This window comes from Janthinobacterium sp. SUN118, from assembly GCF_030397695.1.
Classification (GTDB): Bacteria; Pseudomonadota; Gammaproteobacteria; order Burkholderiales; family Burkholderiaceae_D; genus Janthinobacterium.
This window is the reverse complement of sequence record NZ_JAPUBV010000003.1, coordinates 17,074-36,609: the sequence shown is the minus strand read 5'-3', so window position 1 is coordinate 36,609 and position 19,536 is coordinate 17,074. Positions and strand designations below refer to the sequence as shown.

Sequence of the window (19,536 nt, the reverse complement as noted above, 5' to 3'; positions counted from 1 at the left end):
CTAATTTACTTCATGTCCAGGTCGGAATTGCCGAAACCGTGCGGCAGCAGCCAGCCCGCCGTCACTTCCATGACATCGTTTTTCAGGTTCGTCAGGATCACCGGCAGGTCGGCACCGCCCATTTCGAAGATCACCTGGCGGCAGGCGCCGCACGGAGAAATCGGTTCGGCCGTGTCGCCCGTGACGGCCAGTTTGGCGAAATCGCCTGGCTTGCAGCCATGCGCGACGGCGCTGAAAAATGCCGTGCGCTCGGCGCAGTTGCACAGGCCATAGGCGGCGTTTTCCACGTTACAGCCACGGAAGACGCGGCCATCCTTGCACAGCAGGGCCGCGCCCACCTTGAAACGCGAGTATGGCGCGTAAGCCAGTTCACGGCCGGCGTTGGCTTCGGCGATCAGTTCTTGGTTGTTCATTTGATTATTTACCTGTAAAACCCGCAATGGCCGGGATCGTACCCTGAGGGTACGATCCCGAACTCTGCTTTTGGGCTAAAAATAGTTACGGTCGAATGGTACGGTAAATCACGGGATTGGCCGCCAGCGCGACCGCGCTGATGGCATACGCTTCCTGGATTTCCCTGACGGCTTGCTGCGCCGCCGCTTCCGTGCGCGCGTGCACCATGGCCAGCGGCTGGCCTACGGACACTTGCTCGCCCAGGCCGACGAGGTCCGTCAGGCCGACGGCAAAGTCGATGCTGTCGCTCGGACGGCGGCGGCCGCCACCGAGGGCCACCACGGCCAGGCCGATAGCGCGGCAATCGCGCACATTGGCGTAACCGGCGGACAGCGCCGGCGCCGGCACGATGAACGGCGCTTTTTCCAGGTGCTTGTCCGGGTTCTCGACCAGGTCGGCCGGGCCGCCCAAAGCCGACACCATGCGCGAGAAGCGCTCGGCCGCCTCGCCCGAATCGAGCGCCGCCATCAGCTTGACGCGCGCTTCTTCTTCGGTGGCGGCCAGGCCGCCCAGCACCAGCATTTCGGCGCACAGCGCCAAGGTCACTTCATGCAGGCGCGCGGGACGCGAACGGCCCGTCAGGTAATCCATGGCGCCGCGCACTTCGAGCGCATTGCCGGCATATGGCGCCAGCGACTCGTTCATGTCCGTCAGAATGGCCGATGTCTGCATGCCCGCGCCATTGCCGACGGCGACGATGCTCTCGGCCAGCTCCACCGACTTGTCGTAAGTCGGCATGAAGGCGCCCGTGCCGACTTTGACGTCCATCACCAGCGCGTCCAGGCCAGCCGACAGCTTCTTCGACAGGATGGAGCCGGTGATCATGGCCACCGACTCCACCGTCGCGGTGACGTCGCGGATGCTGTAGAAACGCTTGTCGGCCGGCGCCAGCTGCGCCGTCTGGCCGATGATGGCCACGCCGATCTCCTGCACCACCTTGCGGAACAGTTCATTGTCCGGCACCGTGCAATAGCCCGGGATGGCGTCGAACTTGTCCAGCGTGCCACCCGTGTGCCCCAGGCCGCGGCCCGAGATCATCGGCACGTAGCCGCCGCAAGCGGCGACCATGGGTCCCAGCAGCAGGGAAACCACGTCGCCCACGCCGCCCGTCGAATGCTTGTCGACGATGGGGCCAGGCAGGTTCAGCGAACGCCAGTCCAGCACGTGGCCGGAATCGCGCATGGCCAGGGTGAACGCCACGCGTTCGTCCATGTTCATGTCGTTGAAATAGACGGCCATGCCCAGCGCCGCGATCTGGCCTTCGCTGACGCTGCCGTCAGTGATGCCGCGCACGAAAAACTGGATCTCCTCTGCACTCAGGACACCCTTGTCGCGCTTCTTGCGAATGATTTCTTGGGTTAAAAACATGGGATAACTCCAATAAATGAATGACTTAGGGGCCGCACCCCGATCGCCTTTGCGATGGAGTTGCGGCCCCGGCGGTGCGGTTATTTACATTAGACGCCGTAAGGTATCCACACGTTTTTCACTTGCGACGCATGCGCCAGCACGGCGCGGCCGCCGCTTTGCGCGGCGCTGTACCAGTCGCGGCCTTTGGCGCCGCCGACCCAGGTGCGTTTCAGGGTGGCAGCCGACAGGCGCTCGACTTCCGCGCAGCCTTCGGCGGATCCGTCATGGCGCCAGACGGCGTCGATGTCGGCGTGCGTGGCCAGCGTGCGCGCCAGTTCATCGGCGTTGCCGCTGATGATGTTGACGACGCCGCCCGGCAGGTCGGACGTATCGAAGACCTGGTACAGGTCCAGCGCGGACAGCGGATGCGCTTCCGACGGCACCACCACCACGCGGTTGCCCAGCGCGATGGCCGGCGCCACCAGCGAAATGAAGCCCAGCAAAGGCGCTTCGTTCGGGCAGACGATGCCGATCACGCCGACCGCTTCATTGAGCGCCACGGTGATGCCCTTCGTCGGCGGCTGGTGCGCCAGGCCGTCGTACTTGTCGGCCCAGGCCGCGTAGTAGAACAGGCGTTCGATCGAAGCCTGTACTTCCTTCTCCGGGTTTTTACTGCCCGTCATGGCGGCGATGCGGGCGGCAAATTCATCGGCGCGCGCAGCCAGGTTCTCGGCGATGTAGTACAGCACTTGCGCGCGGTTGTGCGCCGTGGCGCCGGTCCAGCCGGATGCCTTGTGCGCCGCTTCGACGGCGTTGCGGATGTCCTTGCGGCTACCCACGCCCACTTCAGCCAGCAGGGCGCCGTTCGCGCCGAACACTGGCGCGCTGTAGGCGCTGTCAGGACGCGCCTGCTTGCCGCCGATGTACATCTTGGCCGTGCGGTCGATGGCGAACGGGTCGGCTGCTGCCGGTTTCGCATTGCCTTTGGCCTTCGCTTCCGCCACCGGCAAGGCCGGACGCGCATCTTCGGCCAGGGCCGTCATGTACTCCAGCATGCCTTCGCGGCCGCCTTCGCGGCCAAAGCCCGATTCGCGGTAGCCGCCGAAGCCGCATGCCGCGTCGAACTGGTTGGCGCTGTTGATCCACACCACGCCAGCCTTGATGGCGGGAGCGATGTCCAGCGCCAGGCTGATCGACTCGGTCCACACGCTGGCGGCCAGGCCGTACACCGTGTTGTTCGCCAGCTGCACCGCTTCGGGCGGCGTGCGGAAGCTCATGGCCACCAGCACGGGGCCGAAGATCTCAGCCTGCGCCACGGCGGCCGAGGTCGACGCGCCCGTGATCAGGGTGGGCGGGAACCACGAACCGTCCGCCGGCAGTTCGCACGCCGGCTGCCAGACGTCGCAGCCTTCGGCGCGGGCCGAATCGACCAGCGCGGCGATGCGCTGGCGCTGCACCGGGTCGACCAGCGCGCCCACGTCCATCGATTTGTCCAGTGGCGAACCGAGACGCAGGTTTTCCATGCGTGCGCGCACCTTGTTCAGGAAGCGCTCCTGGACCGATTCCTGCACCAGCAGGCGCGAACCGGCACAGCACACCTGTCCCTGGTTGAACCAGATCGAATCGACCAGGCCTTCCACGGCGCCATCGAGGTCCGCGTCTTCGAAGACGATGAACGGCGACTTGCCGCCCAGTTCCAGCGACAGCTTCTTGCCGCTGCCGGCCGTCGCCTCACGGATCAGACGGCCCACTTCGGTCGACCCCGTAAACGCGATCTTGTCGACGCCAGGATGGTTGACGATGGCAGAACCCACGCGGCCGTCGCCGGTGACGATATTGACCACGCCGGCCGGCACGCCCGCCTGCACGCACAGTTCGGCGAACAGCATGGCGGTCAAGGACGTGAATTCGGCCGGCTTGAAGACGACCGTGTTACCGGCCGCCAGGGCCGGCGCGATTTTCCACGACAGCATCAGCAGGGGGAAATTCCACGGCACGATCTGCCCCACCACGCCCACGGCACGGTAGTCGGCGAATTCCTCCGACTGCAGCTGCGCCCAGCCGGCGTGATGGTAGAAGTGGCGCGCGGCCAGCGGCAGGTCGATATCGCGCGTTTCGCGGATGGTCTTGCCGTTGTCCAGGGTTTCGAGCACGGCGAACAGGCGCGAATGCTTTTGCAGCAAGCGGGCCAGCGCGTACATGACCTTGGCGCGGCCATGGCCGCCCATGCCTTGCCATACGGGCAGCGCGCGGCGCGCCGCGTCCACGGCCCGTTCGACGTCCTGGTCGGTGGCTTGCGTCAGCTCGGCCAGCTGCACGCCGTCGGCCGGATTGGTCGAGGCGAACAGCTCGGCCGGCTCGCTCCACGCATTGTCGATGAACAGACCGAACTTGCGCTGATGGCCGTCTAGCCACGCCTGCGCTTCTTTTTGACTTTCGGGAGCAGGGCCGTAGTCCATAGTAGTGAGAATCTCGTTAATTGTTGGCATGACGATTGTTCTTTAAGGTTGTGCGTGACGATGATTGGCCGAGTAGCTGCCGGTGACGTAGTGCTCGAGCTGGCGCTCGATGTCGGTCAGCAGGCTGGAAGCGCCGATGCGGAACAGGTGCGGCTGCAGCCATTCGTTGCCCAGTTCTTCCTTCATCAGCGTCAGGTATTGCAGCGCGCTCTTGGCCGAGCTGACGCCGCCGGCGGGCTTGAAGCCCACCTGGAAGCCCGTCTGCTCGTGGTATTCGCGGATCGTGCGCACCATCGTCAGGGCCACGGGAATGGTGGCGTTCACGCCTTCCTTGCCGGTGGACGTCTTGATGAAATCGGCGCCCGCCATCATGCAGACCCACGAGGCCTTGGCCACGTTTTCCATCGTCAGCAAGTCGCCCGTGGCGAGAATCGCCTTCACGTGCGCTTCGCCGCACGCCTTGCGGTAGGCCAGCATTTCGTCGTACAGCACTTGCCAGTTGCCGTTCAGGACGTGCTGGCGCGTGATGACGATGTCTATTTCCGAGGCGCCGGCGGCGACCGACAGTTCGATCTCGCGCAGCTTCGTTTCCATGCTCGTCAGGCCGGCCGGGAAACCCGTCGACACGGCGGCGATGGGCAGGCGGCCCTGGATGACTTTCACGGCTGGCTGGATCATCTCGTGGTACACGCACACGGCGCCGGTGCTCAGTTGCGTCAAGCCCAGCGCATCCATCAGGTCGGCGCGCAGCGGGCGCATGGCCTTCATGCACAAGCGCTCCACGCGGCCCGGCGTATCGTCGCCGCCCAGGGTGGTCAGGTCGATCATCTGGATGGCTTTCACCAGCCAGGCGGCCTGGTATTCCTTTTTCACCGTACGGCGGTTCGCCAGGCTGGCGGCGCGGCGATCGGTAGCGGCGCGGTTGACGCGGATCTGGTTGATCCAGCCCAGGTCGAGGCCGACCGCCTCGTTACGCTTGAAGTCGGGGTGCATGAGTGTCATAACAAGCTGGTTCCATTAGCAAGTGGTGGTACGCCAAGGTGCTTGGCGAGGGTTTGGCCAATATCGGAGAAAGTCTCGGAAATGCCCAGCGCGCGCGGGGCGACGCCGGGACCGAAGAAGATCATCGGAATATGTTCGCGGGTGTGGTCGGAGCCGTGCCAGGTCGGGTCGCAGCCATGGTCGGCGGTGATCACGACCAGGTCGCCCTCCTTCAGCTTGGCCATGAATTCCGGCAGGCGCGCGTCCATTTCGCGCAGCGCATCGGCATAGCCCTCGACATTGCGGCGGTGGCCGAAGGCCTGGTCGAAATCGACGAAGTTCACAAAAGTGAGCGACTTGTCCTGCACTTCATCGGCCGTTTTCAGCAGCGCCTCGAACAGGGCCATGTTGTCGACGCCCTTGACGACGCGCGAGATGCCCTGGGTAGCGAAAATGTCGCTGATCTTGCCCAGGCCGACGACTTCGCCGCCCGCGTTTTTCACGTGGTCGAGCAGGGTCGGTGCCGGCGGCGCGACGGCGTAGTCATGGCGATTCGAGGTGCGCGTGTAGTTGCCATTGCTGCCGGTAAACGGGCGGGCGATGACGCGGCCGATGTTGTACGGCTCGACCAGCTTGAAGGCCATTTCGCACACTGCGTACAGGCGCTCGAGGCCAAACGATTCTTCGTGCGCGGCGATCTGCATCACCGAGTCGCCCGAGGTATAGATGATCAGCTTGCCCGTGGCGACGTGCTCGTCGCCATGCTTGTTGATGATGTCCGTGCCCGAGGCATGGCAGTCGCCGAGGAAGCCGGGCACGCCCGACATGGCCTTGAGCTTGTCGGTCAGGTCGGCCGGAAACGATGGCGTCGTGCGGGGGAAGTAGCCCCAGTCGAATTCGACGGGCACGCCGGCGATTTCCCAGTGGCCGCTCTGCGTGTCCTTGCCGGTGGAACGCTCGCGCGCCGCACCGTAGGCGCCGGTAAAACCGTCGCGCTGGTCGAAGCCCGTGGCCCATTCGCCGCTGGCCAGGTGGGCGGCGGCGCCCAGGCCCAGGCGTTCCATATTCGGGAGTTTCAAGGTCTTGCCGCTTTTGGCGACAGTGCTGGCAATATGGCCAAAGGTATTGGCACCTGCGTCGCCATACTTGGCGGCGTCTGGCGTCGCGCCAAGGCCGAAGGAATCAAGCAGGAGGATAAATGCGCGTGACATGATAAGGCTCGCTTTGTGGATGATGCGGACAGTGTAGGCCGGTTTTTCCCGGCCTGCCGCGCGGCAGCGCCGCTGGTTGGCGCGCCGCTACTGCATAAAAGAAGTGCTTAGGCTTGCGGTTTTTCAGCGACTTTGGAGAGGAAAGCCAGGATCAGCTTGACCAGGTCTTTCGCGCCGATGGCCGCGTATTTCAGGGTTTGCTCGTGCGACAGGGCGAATGGCGACATGCCTTCCGCCAGGTTGGTGATGACGGACACGCCCACCACTTTCAGGTCGCAATGACGGGCCGATACCACTTCCGGCACCACCGACATGCCGACCGTGTCGGCGCCCAGGCGGGCCATCATGCGGATTTCCGCGGCCGTCTCGAAGTTCGGGCCCGGGTAGGCGACGAACACGCCTTCGTGCAGGGTGATGCCGTTCGACGCAGCCGTTTCCTTGACCAGGTTGCGCAAGTCCGCATCGTAGGCGTTGGCCATGCTGAAGAAGCGCGGGCCGAAGCGGTCGTCGTTCGGGCCGACCATCGGCGTGCCTGGCAGCAGGTTGATGTGGTCGCTGATGGCCACCAGGCTGCCGGCGTCCACTTCAGGGCGCAGAGAACCGGCCGCATTCGTCACGAACAGCATTTCGCAGCCCAGCAGCTTCAGGGTGCGGATGGCGCTCGTCATCACGCCCATGCCATAGCCTTCGTAGAAGTGGCCACGGCCCTTCATGCAGACGACGGCGACGCCCGACAGGGTGCCGACCACCAGCTCGCCCGCATGGCCGTGCACGGTGCTGATCGGGAAACCCGGCAATTCGTCAAAGCTGATGCTGACGGCGTCCGTCATCTGCTCGGCCAGTACGCCCAGGCCGGAGCCGAGGATCATCGCCACGCGCGGCTTGAAATTTTCAGGGGCGCGGGCACGGATGATTTCGGCGGCGTGGAAAGGGGCGTTGTTCGACATGGTTATCCTCTGATTGACTAATTAATGATGGTTGCTGCCTGCGCGGCAGTACAAGGCAAGGTGCTGCGGCCCAGGTATCGGGTATGTATATGGTGTTACCGGTATATCGAATTGCGTATTGCCAACAAGCTTATCCCAGCAGATGAAGACATCCCTGCTGGCGCTCCCTACCGGGATAACCTCTATTTGCCGCCACTATGCATCAAACGGAATATGTATGGCAAATACCATTTTTCTTGCCTATTTATACAATTCAAATATAAATGGCCGATATTATAGTCGAGACAAGCACTCGCCTGCCAGCCGCGTCGACGCCCTTGCAATGCCCGGAAAATGCCTGCATACAAGCTCCATACGACCACGTTTCACGAACGCTGGACATGCGCTTGACACCGGACAGACAAATGTTTACAGTTTCAGACAAATGTTTAAACCTTTTGCGAAACCCCGTGACCGATACCAATAAAAAAGACCAGCTGTACACGCTGATCCGCAACAATCCCTTCATCTCGCAGCAGGACCTGGCGGGCGAGCTGGGCTTATCGCGCTCGGCCGTCGCCGGCCATATCGCCGGACTGATCCGTGAACGCCGGCTGCTGGGACGCGCCTATGTGCTGCCCGACAGCCGGCCCGTGCTGTGCATCGGTGCCGCCAACCTCGACCGCAAGATGCGTACCCTGGCCACCTTGCAGATGGGCACATCGAACCCTGTCAGCTCGGAAGAGGTATTTGGCGGCGTGGGCCGCAACATCGCGGAAAACCTGGCCCGATTGTCGATCCCCGTGGCTTTGCTGACGGCGCTGGGCGACGATGCGGCCGGCCACGCCCTGCAGACGCATGCGGAAGACGCCGGCATCGACATGCGCGGCAGTTTGCATTTAAGCAATACCAGCAGCGGCACCTACACGGCCGTGCTGGACGAACATGGCGAAATGCTGCTGGCAATGGCCAACATGCAACTGTATGAACAGCTGACCCCCGCCTTCCTGCACAGCCGCCAGCCGCAGCGCGCGGCCGCCGCGCTCACCGTGTGCGACCTGAACCTGGGCCACGACAGCGTGCAGGCGCTCCTGGCCGATGCGCGCCAGGATGACAGCCAGGGCCGCAGCCCGGCTGCGCCGCTGGTCATCGTCGCCGTCTCGCAGCCGAAGATGGCGCACCTGCCGCAAGACCTGACGGGCCTGCACCTGCTGATCCTGAACCGGGGCGAACTGGAAACGCGCGTGGCGCGGGCCTTGCCGACGGCGGCCGACCTGCGCGCCGCCTGCCGCGACGTGCAGCGCCAGGGTGCGCGCCAGGTGATCGTCACCTGCGGCGGCGAAGGCGTGTACTTCACGGATGGCGACAGCCTGGACGCGCCGATCCTGCACCTGGCCGCGCGCGAAGTGGCCGCCGTCGACGTGACGGGCGCCGGCGACGCGTTTTCCGCCGCCGTCTGCTGGTCGCTGTACCACGACAGCGGCGACCTGAAGCTGGCGTGCCGGCGCGGCCTGAAGCTGGCCGCCATGACCCTTGAATCCGATGCCACCGTGTCGCCGCTGATTTCGGCCGGCGCGCTCGACGATATCGACGACGCCGACCTGGCGCCGCCCCCTCCTACCCTCTTTCAACAGGACTGAAACATGACTCAATTGAATAGCTTCCTCTCGTTCTCGCAAGAAGTACTCGACGCGCGCGCCGCCGGCAAGGCAATCGTGGCGCTGGAATCGACCATCATTTCGCACGGCATGCCGTATCCGCAAAACGTGGAAATGGCGCGCGAAGTGGAACAGATCATCCGCGACGGCGGCGCCGTGCCGGCCACCATCGCCATCATCGACGGCAAGATCTGCGTCGGCCTGTCGCCCGAGCAGCTGGAATTGCTGGGCACCTCGCCCGACGCCATGAAGGTCAGCCGCCGCGACCTGCCGTTCGTCCTGTCGCAGGGCAAACTGGGCGCCACCACCGTGGCCGCCACCATGATCTGCGCGGAACTGGCCGGCATTGCCGTGTTCGTCACGGGCGGCATCGGCGGCGTGCACCGCGGCGCCGAAACGAGCTTCGACATTTCCGCCGACTTGCAGGAACTGGCGCAAACGTCCGTCGCCGTCGTCTGCGCGGGCGTGAAATCCATCCTCGACATCGGCCTGACCCTGGAATACCTGGAAACCCACGGCGTGCCCGTCATCAGCGTGGGCCAGGAAGGGTTTCCTGCCTTCTTCACGCGCGAAAGCGGCTACAAGGCCGATTTCCGCCTCGACACGCCAGCCGAACAGGCCGCCTTCATCGGCACCAAGTGGCAGCTGGGCCTGAAAGGCGGCGTGATCGTCAGCAATCCCGTGCCGGCCGCGCAAGCGATGCCGAAAGAGGAAATCGACGCGATCACCACGCAGGCACTGCAGGAAGCGGACGCGGGCGGCGTGAAGGGCAAGCAGGTCACGCCATTCCTGTTGTCGCGCATCAAGCAGCTGACGGACGGCCGCAGCCTGGCAACGAATATCGCCCTCGTCAAGCACAATGCCCAGGTCGGCACGGCACTAGCCATTGCCATGCAGGCAGTGGTGGCACGATAATAGGACTGCTGTAAAGAAAGCGCGCGCGCCTTTACCGGTCCGCGCGCCGTTCCATCGCCAAGCACCGCGCAACGCCAAGGAAAGCATGTCCATCGATCTGAAACAGTTAAAGTATTTTCTTGCCGTCGCCGAGGAGAAAAGCTTCAGCCGCGCCGCCGAGCGCCTGCATATCTCGCAGCCGCCCCTGAGCCAGCAGATCATGAAACTGGAAAGCGAACTGGGCGTGCGCCTGTTTGCGCGCACCACGCGCACCTTCGAGCTGACCGTGGCGGGCAAGGCGCTGATGAACGAGGCGGCCGACCTGCTGGCGAAGATGCGCATGACCATCGACACCATCCGCCAGATCGACCGCGGCGAAGTGGGCCGCTTGCGCGTGGGCATCGTCGGCTCGGCCATGTGGGGCCCCATTCCCAGCCTGCTGGAAGAATTCCAGACCAAATTTCCCCGCGTCACCTGGACCATCCACGAATTCGGCCCGACAGTGCAATACGAGGCGCTGCGCGCCAAGCAGATCGACGTGGGCTTCTGGCGCGAACCCAAGCTCAACGATGACGACTTGCGCCACGACAACCTGCGCCAGGAACTGTGCTTCCGCGAAAACGTGTGCGTGGCCGTCAACGAACACCATCCGCTGGCCAAGAACACGGCGATCGAACTGATCGACATCGCCCACGAACCGATGCTGACCCTCAACCTGGACAAATCGGCCTTTCCCCGCTATCTGGTGCAATGCTGCGTGAATGCCGGTTTCGAACCGGTGATCTTCCAGGAAGCGAGCGAACCGCAAACCCTGCTGGCCATGGTCGGTGCCGGACTGGGCGTGACCCTGGTGCCGGAAACGACGAGCCGCATCGGCTGGCCCGGCGTCGTGTTTCTGCCGATTAAGACCAATCCACCGTCGGCCAACCTGTATATCAGCTACACCACGCTCGACGACGCTCCTGTCGTGCGGGCCTTCCTGAACATACTCAATCCCCCAGCCGCCTGAGAACGCGAACAAAACCCGCTGCGCGTCGCGGGTCGCGGCCTCCGATGCTCACGGTGCTCACGCACAGTTCCGCTTCCCGCGCCGCAGGCCACGGTTTTGTCATGCGTTCTTAAAAGCTATTTATATGTGATTCATATAAATACATAAACAAAAACGTATTTGTCATACATATCTGGCATGATGCATAGTGATTCGGACGCCCATCGCGGCGCCCTCACTGTGCTTGCCTTGCCCGTCATGCGCTTCTGCTGACGCTGCATTCCTGCCAGTCCTGGCGCCCCCATTCGATGTTGTAAATATAAAAGAGACGCGGCGCGACTGTTGCATGATCAGCACAGCATGGCCACAAAAGCATCGGGGAGCAGCAATGTTCTTGTGCTATACAGTGCAATGTTGATAAGGAACCATCTCCTCATGCATGAAAAACAGGCTAAATCGGCCCCAAATTATATGTTTCACCTATAAAAAATATACAATATCGATCTTCCAGGAGCCAATTCATGAAACTTACACAATTTAGTTTGACGATCGCAGCCGTATTTCTGACTGCTCAAGCGTCCGCGGCTACCCCAAAACTGGGTGTCGTGTATGACGCGGGCGGCAAGTTCGACAAGTCGTTCAACCAATCCGCTTTCGAAGGCGCATCGCGCTTCAAAAAAGACACGGGCATTTCCTTCATCGAAGTGCAGGCATCGAGCGATACGCAGGCCGAGCAAGTCATGCGTGGCCTGGCCCGCAAGAAACTCGACATGATCGCCGCCATCGGCTTTGCGCAAACGCAAGCCGTGCAAAAGGTCGCCAAGGAGTTCCCGAACGTGAAATTCGTGCTGATCGACGGCCAGGCCGCCGGCAGCAACGTCAATTCCGTCGTCTTCAAGGAAGAAGAAGGCTCCTACCTGGTGGGCGTGGCCGCGGCCATGGCCAGCAAGAGCAAGAAAGTCGGCTTCATCGGCGGCATCGATATTCCATTGATCCGCAACTTCGCCTGCGGCTACGCGCAAGGCGTCAAGGCCGTCAATACGAAGGCGGAAATCACGCAAAACATGGTCGGCACCACGTCCGGCGCCTGGAATGACCCGGCCAAGGGTGGCGAACTGGCCCGCTCGCAATTCGAGCGCGGCGTCGATGTCGTCTTCGCCGTCGCTGGCGGCAGCGGCATGGGCACCCTGCAGATGGCCAAGGAAAAAGGCAAGCTGGCGATCGGCGTCGATTCGAACCAGAACCACCTGTATCCAGGCAGCATCCTGACCTCGATGGTCAAGCGCGTCGACAACACGGTCTACGACAGCTTCATGCAAGTCAAGAACGGCACCTGGAAGGGCGGCGTCAGCTATAAAGGCTTGAAAGAAGGCGGCGTGGACTGGGCGCTCGACGCCAACAACCGCAAGCTGATCACGCCGGAAATCGAGAAGCGCGTGTTGGGTGCGCGTAAGGACATTATCGATGGCAAGATCAAAGTGATCGATTACCGCGTCGGCAGCAGCTGCCCGGTTTAATTTTTCTCCGTATCTTTTAGCGCGCCGCCGGGGCCTGTCTCCGCGCGGCGCGTTTCCATGAAACTATCCAGTTATGAACCTATGCAGCCAGCAGTAGAATTTCGCAGCATTTCCAAGCAATTTGGACATGTGAAGGCGAACGCCGACGTCAGCTTCTCCATCGCCAAGGGCAGTATCCATGGCCTGGTGGGGGAAAACGGCGCCGGCAAATCGACCTTGATGAGCATCCTGTACGGGTATTACCGTGCCGACGGCGGAGAAATCTTGCTCGACGGAAAAGTACAGCCTATCCGCAACAGCCAGGAAGCGATCAATCTCGGCATTGGCATGGTGCACCAGCATTTCATGCTGGTCGAGAACTTCACCGTCCTCGACAATATCATGCTGGGCACGGAAGGCGGTTTTCGTTTGGCCAGCCACCGCGCCGAAGCGGAAGCCCAGCTGCGCGACATTTGCGCGCGCTACCGCCTCGACGTCGACCCGCTGGCGAAGATCGAGGACCTGTCCGTGGGCGCGCAGCAGCGCGTGGAAATCCTCAAGCAGATTTACCGCAGCGCCAATATCCTGATCCTCGACGAGCCGACGGCCGTGCTGACGGCACAGGAAACGGCGTCGCTGTTTGAAATCCTGCGCCTGTTCAAGGAACAGGGCAAGACCATCATCCTGATCACGCACAAGCTGCAAGAGATCCTGGAAATCACCGACAACGTCACCGTCATGCGCGGCGGCACGGTGGTGGGCGCCGTGGCGACAAACGGCACCTCGAAAGAGGAACTGGCCAACATGATGGTGGGCCGCCCCATCCAGAGCCATCTGCCGCGCGCGCCGTACAATCCGGGCGCCACGGTGCTGGAAGTGGCTGATTTGCAGCTGGCCGACGAGCAGCAGGTCAAATTGCTGGCCGACATAGGCTTCAACCTGCGCGCCGGTGAAATCGTCGCCATCGCGGGGGTCTCGGGCAATGGCCAGAGCGAACTGCTGGAAATCCTCTCGGGCATGCGCTTGCCGACCTCGGGCAAGCTGCGCTTCCTCGACAAGGATTTGCCGTTTGGCAAGCGCCACGATGCCGACGGCTTGCCGCTGGCCTTCCGCGAGCTGGGCATCGCCCACATTCCGGAAGACCGCTTACGCGATGGCGTGGTGAAAAATTTCTCCGTCATGCAAAACACCATCCTCGGCTATCAGGACCGCCTGAAGAACCGCTGGGGCCTGTTCAACTTCAAGGCCATCGGCGCGCGCTGCGCGGAACTGCTGAAGACCTTCGACGTGCGGCCGGCCAACCCCGACCTGCGCATCGGCCTGTTGTCGGGCGGTAACCAGCAAAAGGTGGTGATCGCGCGCGAAGTGCTGGCGCAGCCGAAACTGATGCTGGTGGGCCAGCCCACGCGCGGCGTCGACATCGGCACCATCGAGAGTATCCATACGCAATTGCTGGCCCTGCGCGACGCAGGCGTGGCGATCCTGCTGGTGTCGGTCGAACTGGAAGAAGTGCGGGCGCTGGCCGACCGCATTCTCGTCATGTGCGGCGGGCGCATCACCGGCGAACTGAAAATTGAAGAATTCGATACCACCCGCATCGGTCTGTTGATGGGGGGAATGCATAAATCATGAATAACGACTTGCCACGCTGGGCGACAGCCTTTGTCATGCCCATGTTAAACCTGCTGTCGGCCTTGCTGGTCGCGGCACTGGTGATTTATATGCTGGGCGAAGACCCAGCCGAATCGCTGTCCATCCTCGTCAACAGCGCCCTGCTCAATCCGGAAGGCTTGAGCTATACGCTGTTCTACGCCAGTACCTTCATCTTCACGGGCCTGTCGGTCTCCGTGGCGATGCAGGCCGGCCTGTTCAATATCGGCAGCGAAGGCCAGATGTATATCGGCGGTCTGGGCTTGACGGTGGCCATGCTGGCCTTCGACCAGACCCTGCCCGCCTGGCTCCTGATTCCGGCGGCCATGATCGGCGCCGCCCTGTTCGGCGCGCTGTGGGGCTTTTTGCCCGGCTACCTGCAAGCCAGGCGCGGCAGCCATATCGTCGTCACCACCATCATGTTCAACTTCATCGCCGCCAGTCTGATGAACTTCGTGATCGTGAAATACCTGATACCGCCGGGCGAGCAGAACACGGCCAGCCGCGTCTTCGCGGAAAGCGGCGAAATGCCGCGCCTGAACACCTGGTTCCCGTCCTTGGGCGACACGCCGCTGAACGTCAGCTTCCTGCTGGCGATCGCCGCGCTGGTCATCTATGGCGTGATGGTGTGGCGCTCGTCGTGGGGCTTCAAGCTGCGCGCCACGGGCCTCAACAAGCATGCGGCCCACTATGCGGGCGTGTCGATCAGCAAGATGATCATCATCGTCATGCTGATCTCGGGCGCCCTGGCCGGCTTGGGTTCCGTCAATTCCATCATGGGCTCGACGCACTATCTGTCGCTCAACTTCGTCGGTGGCGCCGGTTTCATCGGCATCGCCATCGCCCTGATGGGCCGCCAGCATCCGGTCGGCATCTTCCTGTCGGCCGTGCTGTTCGGCGCCCTGATCCAGGGTGGCTTCGACTTGTCGCTGGAAAAACCGAATATCCCGACGGAAACCTTCATTTTCATCCAGGGCTTGATCATCCTGTTCTGCGGCGCAATGGAAAACTTCTACGCACCGGCCATTTCCGCCCTGCTCAAGCGCACCAAAGGCTAACACCATGACACTCGACGACTTTCATTTCGCCAGCATCCTGGTATCGACCGTGCGCAATGCGCCGGTCCTGATCTTTGCCGCCATGGCCGGCCTGTTCGCCGAACGCAGCGGCATGATCGACATCGGCCTGGAAGGCAAGATCCTGGCCAGCGCCTTCGCTTCCGCCGCCGTGGCCTACACGACGCAAAACCCGTACTACGGCATGGCCGCCGGCATGCTCGTCTGCGTCGCCCTGGCCCTGCTGCAGGCGTACGTCAGCATCACGCAAAAGGGCAACCAGCTGGTGGCCGGCATGGCGATCAATATCGCCATGAGCGGGCTGACCTTTGTTCTGGCGCAGTTCTTTTTCCAGCAAGGCGGCCGCACGCCCGATCTCGGTTCCGCGCGCCTGTTCGACGTCGTCTTGCCTGGGACGCAGTACGTGGAGCACATTCCCTTCATCGGCTGGGTGTACGCCCATTTGATCGGCGGCCATTCCATCCTCGTCTACGTGGCATTCCTGCTGATCCCGCTCGTGCACTGGCTGCTGTACCACACGCGTTTCGGCCTGCGCCTGCGCGCCTGCGGCGAAAACCCGCACGCGGCGGACTCGGCTGGCGTCAGCGTGGAAGCGACGCGCTACATGGCCATGCTGGTGGCCGGCATCCTGTGCTCGTTCTCGGGCGCCTATCTGGCCATCGTGCAAAGCGGCTTCTTCCTGCGCGACATGTCGGCCGGTGCCGGCTACCTGGCCCTGACGGCCATGGTGTTCGGCAACTGGCGCCCCGTCTACACCTTCCTCGGCTGCCTGATGTTCGGCTTCTTCGCCGCCATCCAGATCCAGATCGAAGGCGTGGACTTGCCTGTCGTCGGCCGCATCCCCGGCTCGCTGATCCAGATGGTGCCGTATGTGGTCACCGTGATCGTGCTGGCCGGCTTGATGGCGAAATCCATCGCGCCGAAGGCCATCGGCATTCCGTTCGTCAAGTCGCGCTAAGTTTCAACGCGCAGGACAAAAAAAGCGAAGCCCGCGGGCTTCGCTTTTTTTTACGCCGGCGCAATCTCGTCCGGCGAGAAATACACGGGCAGGCCCAGGCCGCGCGCCACATCCACCATCTGGTCGGCGCCCCGGGACGCGCCGCCCATGCGCAGCACGGCATCGCAATGCGTGAGCAGCCGCGCCGCGTGCGCGTGGAACAGCTCTTCATACACGCCATCGCCCACCTGGCTTGAACCGGCCAGCGCCAGCATGGGCAAGGCCAGCCATTCGCCGAGCACGGGCAAGTGCCCGGCCGCATACAGCGGCAAACATAGCTCTTCCATGGCCGCCACATTGCGCTGCATCAAGACGGGATCGTCGCCCGTACCCGAGCGGTAGGGACCGGCGATGAGGATCTGCAGCCCCCGTTTGCGCGGCATCAAGTGCAGTTGCGCATGCTGCAGCAGCATGATGGTCTTGCCGTCACAGATGCGGCCGTCCGCCACCATCTGCATCGCTTGCGCCAGCGGCAGCTCCAGCACATCGATATCTTCGCCCTCGTGCGCCAGGCCGCCGCCAGCGCCGATACGGCTCGACGGATCGTACTCGGCAACGAAGAAATGCAGGCGCTCCGTCACGGAACCCGGGCTCATGAAGGCCTCGAAGACCTTGCCCACGTCGCCCACCCGGTAGCCGGTTTCCTCCTCCACCTCGGCGCGGATGCGCTGTTCCGCGCTGGCCTGTTCCAGCAAGCCGGCCGCCGCCTCGATGAGGAAGCCGTCGTGTCCATCGCGGTAGGTGGGAAAGCGAAACTGGCGGATCAGGATCACCGTGCGCCGTTCCTTGTTGTAGAGCAGGATGGCGGCGCCATCGCCACGGTCATAGGTTTCCCGCGTCTGCGTCTGCCACTGGCCGTCGCGGCGCAGGTAGTCGAACGTGGTCTTTTGCAACAGATACCAGTCGTGCGACAGGGTCTGCACGTGCTGGATGCGCACCCTCTCCTGCCCCGGATTGTCTTCGCGCATGTCGTCTCCTTGTTGTGCTTGCGTTCACCGACTTTATCATGCAAACTCGTGCAACATCAAGAATTAACAAGAAAAATCATGTTGACACATCAACGCAAACAGTATTTGCTGGACCTGCTCCAGCGCGAGGGACAGATCGTCGCCAAGGCCGTCAGCGACGCCCTGGGATTATCGGAAGACACCATCCGCCGCGACCTGCGCGAGCTGGCGAAAGAGGGATTGCTGGAACGCGTGCATGGCGGCGCCCTGCCCTTGCTGCCCCGTTCGCCCGCGCTGGCGCCGTTTGCGGGCCGCGTACAGATGTCAGCCGAAGCCAAGCCCGCCATCGGCCGCGCGGCGGGCGCCATGATACAGGCGGGGCAAGTGGTGTTTATCGATGGCGGCACGACCGCGGTGCAGCTGGCGCGCCAGCTGCCGCGAGAATTGCGCGCCACCGTGGTCACGCACAGCCCCTCGATTGCAGTCGAGCTCATCAATCATCCATCGATCGAGGTAGTGATGCTGGGCGGGCGCCTGTACAAGCATTCGATCGTCGGCGTGGGCGCGGCCACCGTGGAAGCCATCGGCCGCATCCGCGCCGACCTGTATTTCATGGGCGTGGCCGGCCTGCATCCGCAAGCGGGCATCACCACCGGAGACTATGAGGAAGCGTGCGTCAAGCGCGCCCTGAGCGAGGCGTCGGCCCGCACCATCGTGCTGGCCTCGCCGGAAAAGCTGAATACCGCCTCGCCGTTCCAGATCGCGCCGTTGAGCCAGGTCAGCGATATCGTCGTGCAGCGCGACATGGAGGACGCGCTGCTGGCGCCGTACCGCGAGATGGGCATAGTTGTGACATTGGCGTGAATTAGCGAACTCAAGCTGAAATGCTCACGCCTATGAGCAGCAAGGAAAGCATCCTCACTAAGAAATAATTTCCAAAGATCAAATTAACTTAAACCGCCTATGCGGTGCAAACGACGCGAAGAATACCCGGATTTATCCTCCACAGTATCGTAACAATAGATAGACGCCGTCTTTCCGGATGCATACAGGGTCAGCACCAAAGCATAAAGATTTTTCTCTTCAGGCATAACATGGCAATACAGGCCGTTCGATAGCTTGACCACGATGGGACTCGCATCCTGCCACACGATGACTTCCTTGATACTGACAGGCTCGCCCGCTGGAGTCCAGGCATAGGCAGCGCTACTCAATGCCAGCAAGGCCCATACGCAGATGCGTTTAATAACTTTATTCACTGTCAATCCTGTTTGTTAAGTAATAATCCGGCAATTATTACATTTGCAATTCGATAGATCAAATCAAATGCATGGGCTGAGCAAGAAAACCGCCAGGGCAGCGGTTTTCCATGCATCTGCATTTCACGGCCAAATAGCCTGTAACAACGCAGCCAAGTGATAGCCGCCATGAATCAGCTGCTGCTTCGCCAGCGCCGAGCTGGGCACGGGATAATTGTCCGGTACCGTCAAGGCCCACACATTGTAGGCCTCGCCCTTGCGGCTGGTCTGCTGCGTGGCCGGGCCCGCCACCACGTCCGCGTAGGCCACTTTCGAGGCGGCCAGCGATGCATCGGCCCATTGATACGGCCACGTGACGGGGTCGCCGGTATTGCGGCTCACGTCAGGCCCGCTGGCAATCACCGTCCTGGCGAATTGCTGCGGCGTGCGCGTGCTCAGGCGGCGCATGGCGTAATCGACCACCGTGCTGTCCCAGTACGAATGCAGGGGCTTGGTGGGCGACTTCGGATAGGCGCTGGCCGGCTTGGCCGCGCCATCCCCGGCCGGCAGCGGCGCGGGAATCACGGCGTCCGACAGCGCCGTCAGCTTCGCATCGTCGAGCAGCAGGTCGTTGCCGCCGCGCGCATTGAAGATCGCCACGTCGTCAATCTGCGCCTGGGTGGCGGGCACGAAAAACTGGCCATCCTTGCCGACAAAGGCGTTCCCCACATGCAAAGGCTGGTGGATATCGCCCACCAGGTGCGTGATCAGGATCAAGGCTTCGCGCTGGCTGAAACGGTGCGGATTGCTGGCCGCATCATCCTTGCCCTGCAACACCAGAATCGCCTGTTTCAACGTCTGCACGATGTCGTCGTCAGCCGTGCCCACGCCATGGTCGTGGTAATGCTCGTTCTGGAAAGGCACGTTCGTGTAATGGTATTCGCCATGCTTCGGGTTCGCCGCCACATACGTCAGCATTTCCGCCGATTGCGGGCCGCAATACGTGCCCTTCACGCAATCGGGCCAGTTGGCAATATTTTCCAGGCTTTCGCCGGGCAGCAGCAATTTGGCAATTGCCGCCTGGGCAGCACTGCCCTTGAGCAATTGATCGGCGATGGCGCCGACGGCGCGGTGGCCGTCATTGCCCCAGGCCAGCACATTGCCGGAGGAGAAAGCGGCGCCCAGCGCCAGCACCGTGAGTAATTTTTTCAT

17 protein-coding genes are annotated in these 19,536 nt (G+C 62.5%); 8 read left to right on the top strand and 9 right to left on the bottom strand.

Annotated features, from left to right (window positions below):
• Window positions 1-5: 5 nt before the first annotated feature.
• From O0880_RS19310 to xapA, 6 genes are all read right to left on the bottom strand, one after another.
• Window positions 6-440 (bottom strand): cytidine deaminase, encoded by a 435-nt coding sequence (locus O0880_RS19310; protein WP_335589235.1) that lies wholly within the window; start codon window positions 438-440, stop codon window positions 6-8.
• A gap of 58 nt (window positions 441-498) precedes the next feature.
• The gene (gene deoA / locus O0880_RS19305; RefSeq protein WP_289888184.1) at window positions 499-1,821 is read right to left on the bottom strand and encodes a thymidine phosphorylase; all 1,323 of its coding nucleotides are present in this window, start codon (window positions 1,819-1,821) and stop codon (window positions 499-501) included.
• Between the two features lie 89 nt (window positions 1,822-1,910).
• Window positions 1,911-4,262, bottom strand: coding sequence for an aldehyde dehydrogenase family protein (locus O0880_RS19300; protein ID WP_289888717.1), 2,352 nt, complete (start codon window positions 4,260-4,262; stop codon window positions 1,911-1,913).
• Window positions 4,263-4,304: 42 nt separating this feature from the next.
• A complete protein-coding gene (gene deoC / locus O0880_RS19295; protein WP_071325216.1) occupies window positions 4,305-5,264 on the bottom strand; it encodes a deoxyribose-phosphate aldolase in 960 nt (319 codons plus the stop codon).
• A complete protein-coding gene (locus O0880_RS19290; protein ID WP_131374317.1) occupies window positions 5,261-6,454 on the bottom strand; it encodes a phosphopentomutase in 1,194 nt (397 codons plus the stop codon). The genes deoC and O0880_RS19290 overlap by 4 nt, the downstream gene beginning before the upstream one ends.
• Window positions 6,455-6,561: 107 nt before the next feature.
• Window positions 6,562-7,401, bottom strand: coding sequence for a xanthosine phosphorylase (gene xapA / locus O0880_RS19285; RefSeq protein WP_071325218.1), 840 nt, complete (start codon window positions 7,399-7,401; stop codon window positions 6,562-6,564).
• A gap of 449 nt (window positions 7,402-7,850) precedes the next feature.
• On the opposite strand from xapA, the gene O0880_RS19280 reads away from it, so the two are divergent.
• The 7 genes from O0880_RS19280 to O0880_RS19250 all read left to right on the top strand — a co-directional run bounded on the left by O0880_RS19280 (window position 7,851) and on the right by O0880_RS19250 (window position 16,100).
• Window positions 7,851-9,020 carry a carbohydrate kinase gene (locus O0880_RS19280; protein ID WP_289888183.1) on the top strand — a complete coding sequence of 390 codons (1,170 nt, stop codon included), beginning with the start codon at window positions 7,851-7,853 and terminating at the stop codon, window positions 9,018-9,020.
• Between the two features lie 12 nt (window positions 9,021-9,032).
• The gene (locus O0880_RS19275; protein ID WP_289888716.1) at window positions 9,033-9,953 is read left to right on the top strand and encodes a pseudouridine-5'-phosphate glycosidase; all 921 of its coding nucleotides are present in this window, start codon (window positions 9,033-9,035) and stop codon (window positions 9,951-9,953) included.
• Window positions 9,954-10,038: 85 nt separating this feature from the next.
• On the top strand, window positions 10,039-10,941 hold the full coding sequence (locus O0880_RS19270; protein WP_071325221.1) for a LysR family transcriptional regulator: 903 nt from the start codon (window positions 10,039-10,041) through the stop codon (window positions 10,939-10,941).
• Between the two features lie 500 nt (window positions 10,942-11,441).
• The gene (locus O0880_RS19265) at window positions 11,442-12,437 is read left to right on the top strand and encodes a BMP family ABC transporter substrate-binding protein (RefSeq protein WP_071325222.1); all 996 of its coding nucleotides are present in this window, start codon (window positions 11,442-11,444) and stop codon (window positions 12,435-12,437) included.
• 81 nt (window positions 12,438-12,518) lie between these two features.
• A complete protein-coding gene (locus tag O0880_RS19260; RefSeq protein WP_289888178.1) occupies window positions 12,519-14,048 on the top strand; it encodes an ABC transporter ATP-binding protein in 1,530 nt (509 codons plus the stop codon).
• Window positions 14,045-15,124, top strand: coding sequence for an ABC transporter permease (locus O0880_RS19255; RefSeq protein WP_289888177.1), 1,080 nt, complete (start codon window positions 14,045-14,047; stop codon window positions 15,122-15,124). Before O0880_RS19260 ends, O0880_RS19255 begins: the two co-directional genes overlap by 4 nt.
• A gap of 4 nt (window positions 15,125-15,128) precedes the next feature.
• The gene (locus tag O0880_RS19250; protein WP_071325225.1) at window positions 15,129-16,100 is read left to right on the top strand and encodes an ABC transporter permease; all 972 of its coding nucleotides are present in this window, start codon (window positions 15,129-15,131) and stop codon (window positions 16,098-16,100) included.
• Window positions 16,101-16,150: 50 nt separating this feature from the next.
• Here O0880_RS19250 and O0880_RS28140 read toward each other — a convergent pair whose 3' ends face one another.
• A complete protein-coding gene (locus O0880_RS28140) occupies window positions 16,151-17,107 on the bottom strand; it encodes an NUDIX domain-containing protein (RefSeq protein ID WP_354669901.1) in 957 nt (318 codons plus the stop codon).
• 78 nt (window positions 17,108-17,185) lie between these two features.
• Between O0880_RS28140 and O0880_RS19240 the strand changes: the two genes are divergently transcribed.
• Complete coding sequence (locus tag O0880_RS19240) at window positions 17,186-17,950, top strand: DeoR/GlpR family DNA-binding transcription regulator (protein WP_289888176.1); 765 nt, start codon at window positions 17,186-17,188, stop codon at window positions 17,948-17,950.
• Between the two features lie 83 nt (window positions 17,951-18,033).
• On the opposite strand, the gene O0880_RS19235 is transcribed toward O0880_RS19240, so the two are convergent.
• On the bottom strand, window positions 18,034-18,345 hold the full coding sequence (locus O0880_RS19235) for a hypothetical protein (RefSeq protein ID WP_289888174.1): 312 nt from the start codon (window positions 18,343-18,345) through the stop codon (window positions 18,034-18,036).
• A 123-nt stretch (window positions 18,346-18,468) separates the two neighbouring features.
• Entirely contained in the window at window positions 18,469-19,536 is a 1,068-nt protein-coding gene (locus O0880_RS19230; protein ID WP_289888173.1) for a S1/P1 nuclease, read from the bottom strand.

Excerpts from the sequence above, each read along its gene's own strand:
- deoA (WP_289888184.1), bottom strand. The coding sequence starts at position 1,821 with ATGTTTTTAACCCAAGAAATCATTCGCAAGAAGCGCGACAAGGGTGTC.
- O0880_RS19300 (WP_289888717.1), bottom strand. The coding sequence starts at position 4,262 with ATGGACTACGGCCCTGCTCCCGAAAGTCAAAAAGAAGCGCAGGCGTGG.
- deoC (WP_071325216.1), bottom strand. The coding sequence starts at position 5,264 with ATGACACTCATGCACCCCGACTTCAAGCGTAACGAGGCGGTCGGCCTC.
- O0880_RS19290 (WP_131374317.1), bottom strand. The coding sequence starts at position 6,454 with ATGTCACGCGCATTTATCCTCCTGCTTGATTCCTTCGGCCTTGGCGCG.
- xapA (WP_071325218.1), bottom strand. The coding sequence starts at position 7,401 with ATGTCGAACAACGCCCCTTTCCACGCCGCCGAAATCATCCGTGCCCGC.
- O0880_RS19270 (WP_071325221.1), top strand. The coding sequence starts at position 10,039 with ATGTCCATCGATCTGAAACAGTTAAAGTATTTTCTTGCCGTCGCCGAG.
- O0880_RS19265 (WP_071325222.1), top strand. The coding sequence starts at position 11,442 with ATGAAACTTACACAATTTAGTTTGACGATCGCAGCCGTATTTCTGACT.
- O0880_RS19260 (WP_289888178.1), top strand. The coding sequence starts at position 12,519 with ATGCAGCCAGCAGTAGAATTTCGCAGCATTTCCAAGCAATTTGGACAT.
- O0880_RS19255 (WP_289888177.1), top strand. The coding sequence starts at position 14,045 with ATGAATAACGACTTGCCACGCTGGGCGACAGCCTTTGTCATGCCCATG.
- O0880_RS19250 (WP_071325225.1), top strand. The coding sequence starts at position 15,129 with ATGACACTCGACGACTTTCATTTCGCCAGCATCCTGGTATCGACCGTG.
- O0880_RS28140 (WP_354669901.1), bottom strand. The coding sequence starts at position 17,107 with ATGCGCGAAGACAATCCGGGGCAGGAGAGGGTGCGCATCCAGCACGTG.
- O0880_RS19240 (WP_289888176.1), top strand. The coding sequence starts at position 17,186 with ATGTTGACACATCAACGCAAACAGTATTTGCTGGACCTGCTCCAGCGC.
- O0880_RS19230 (WP_289888173.1), bottom strand. The coding sequence starts at position 19,536 with ATGAAAAAATTACTCACGGTGCTGGCGCTGGGCGCCGCTTTCTCCTCC.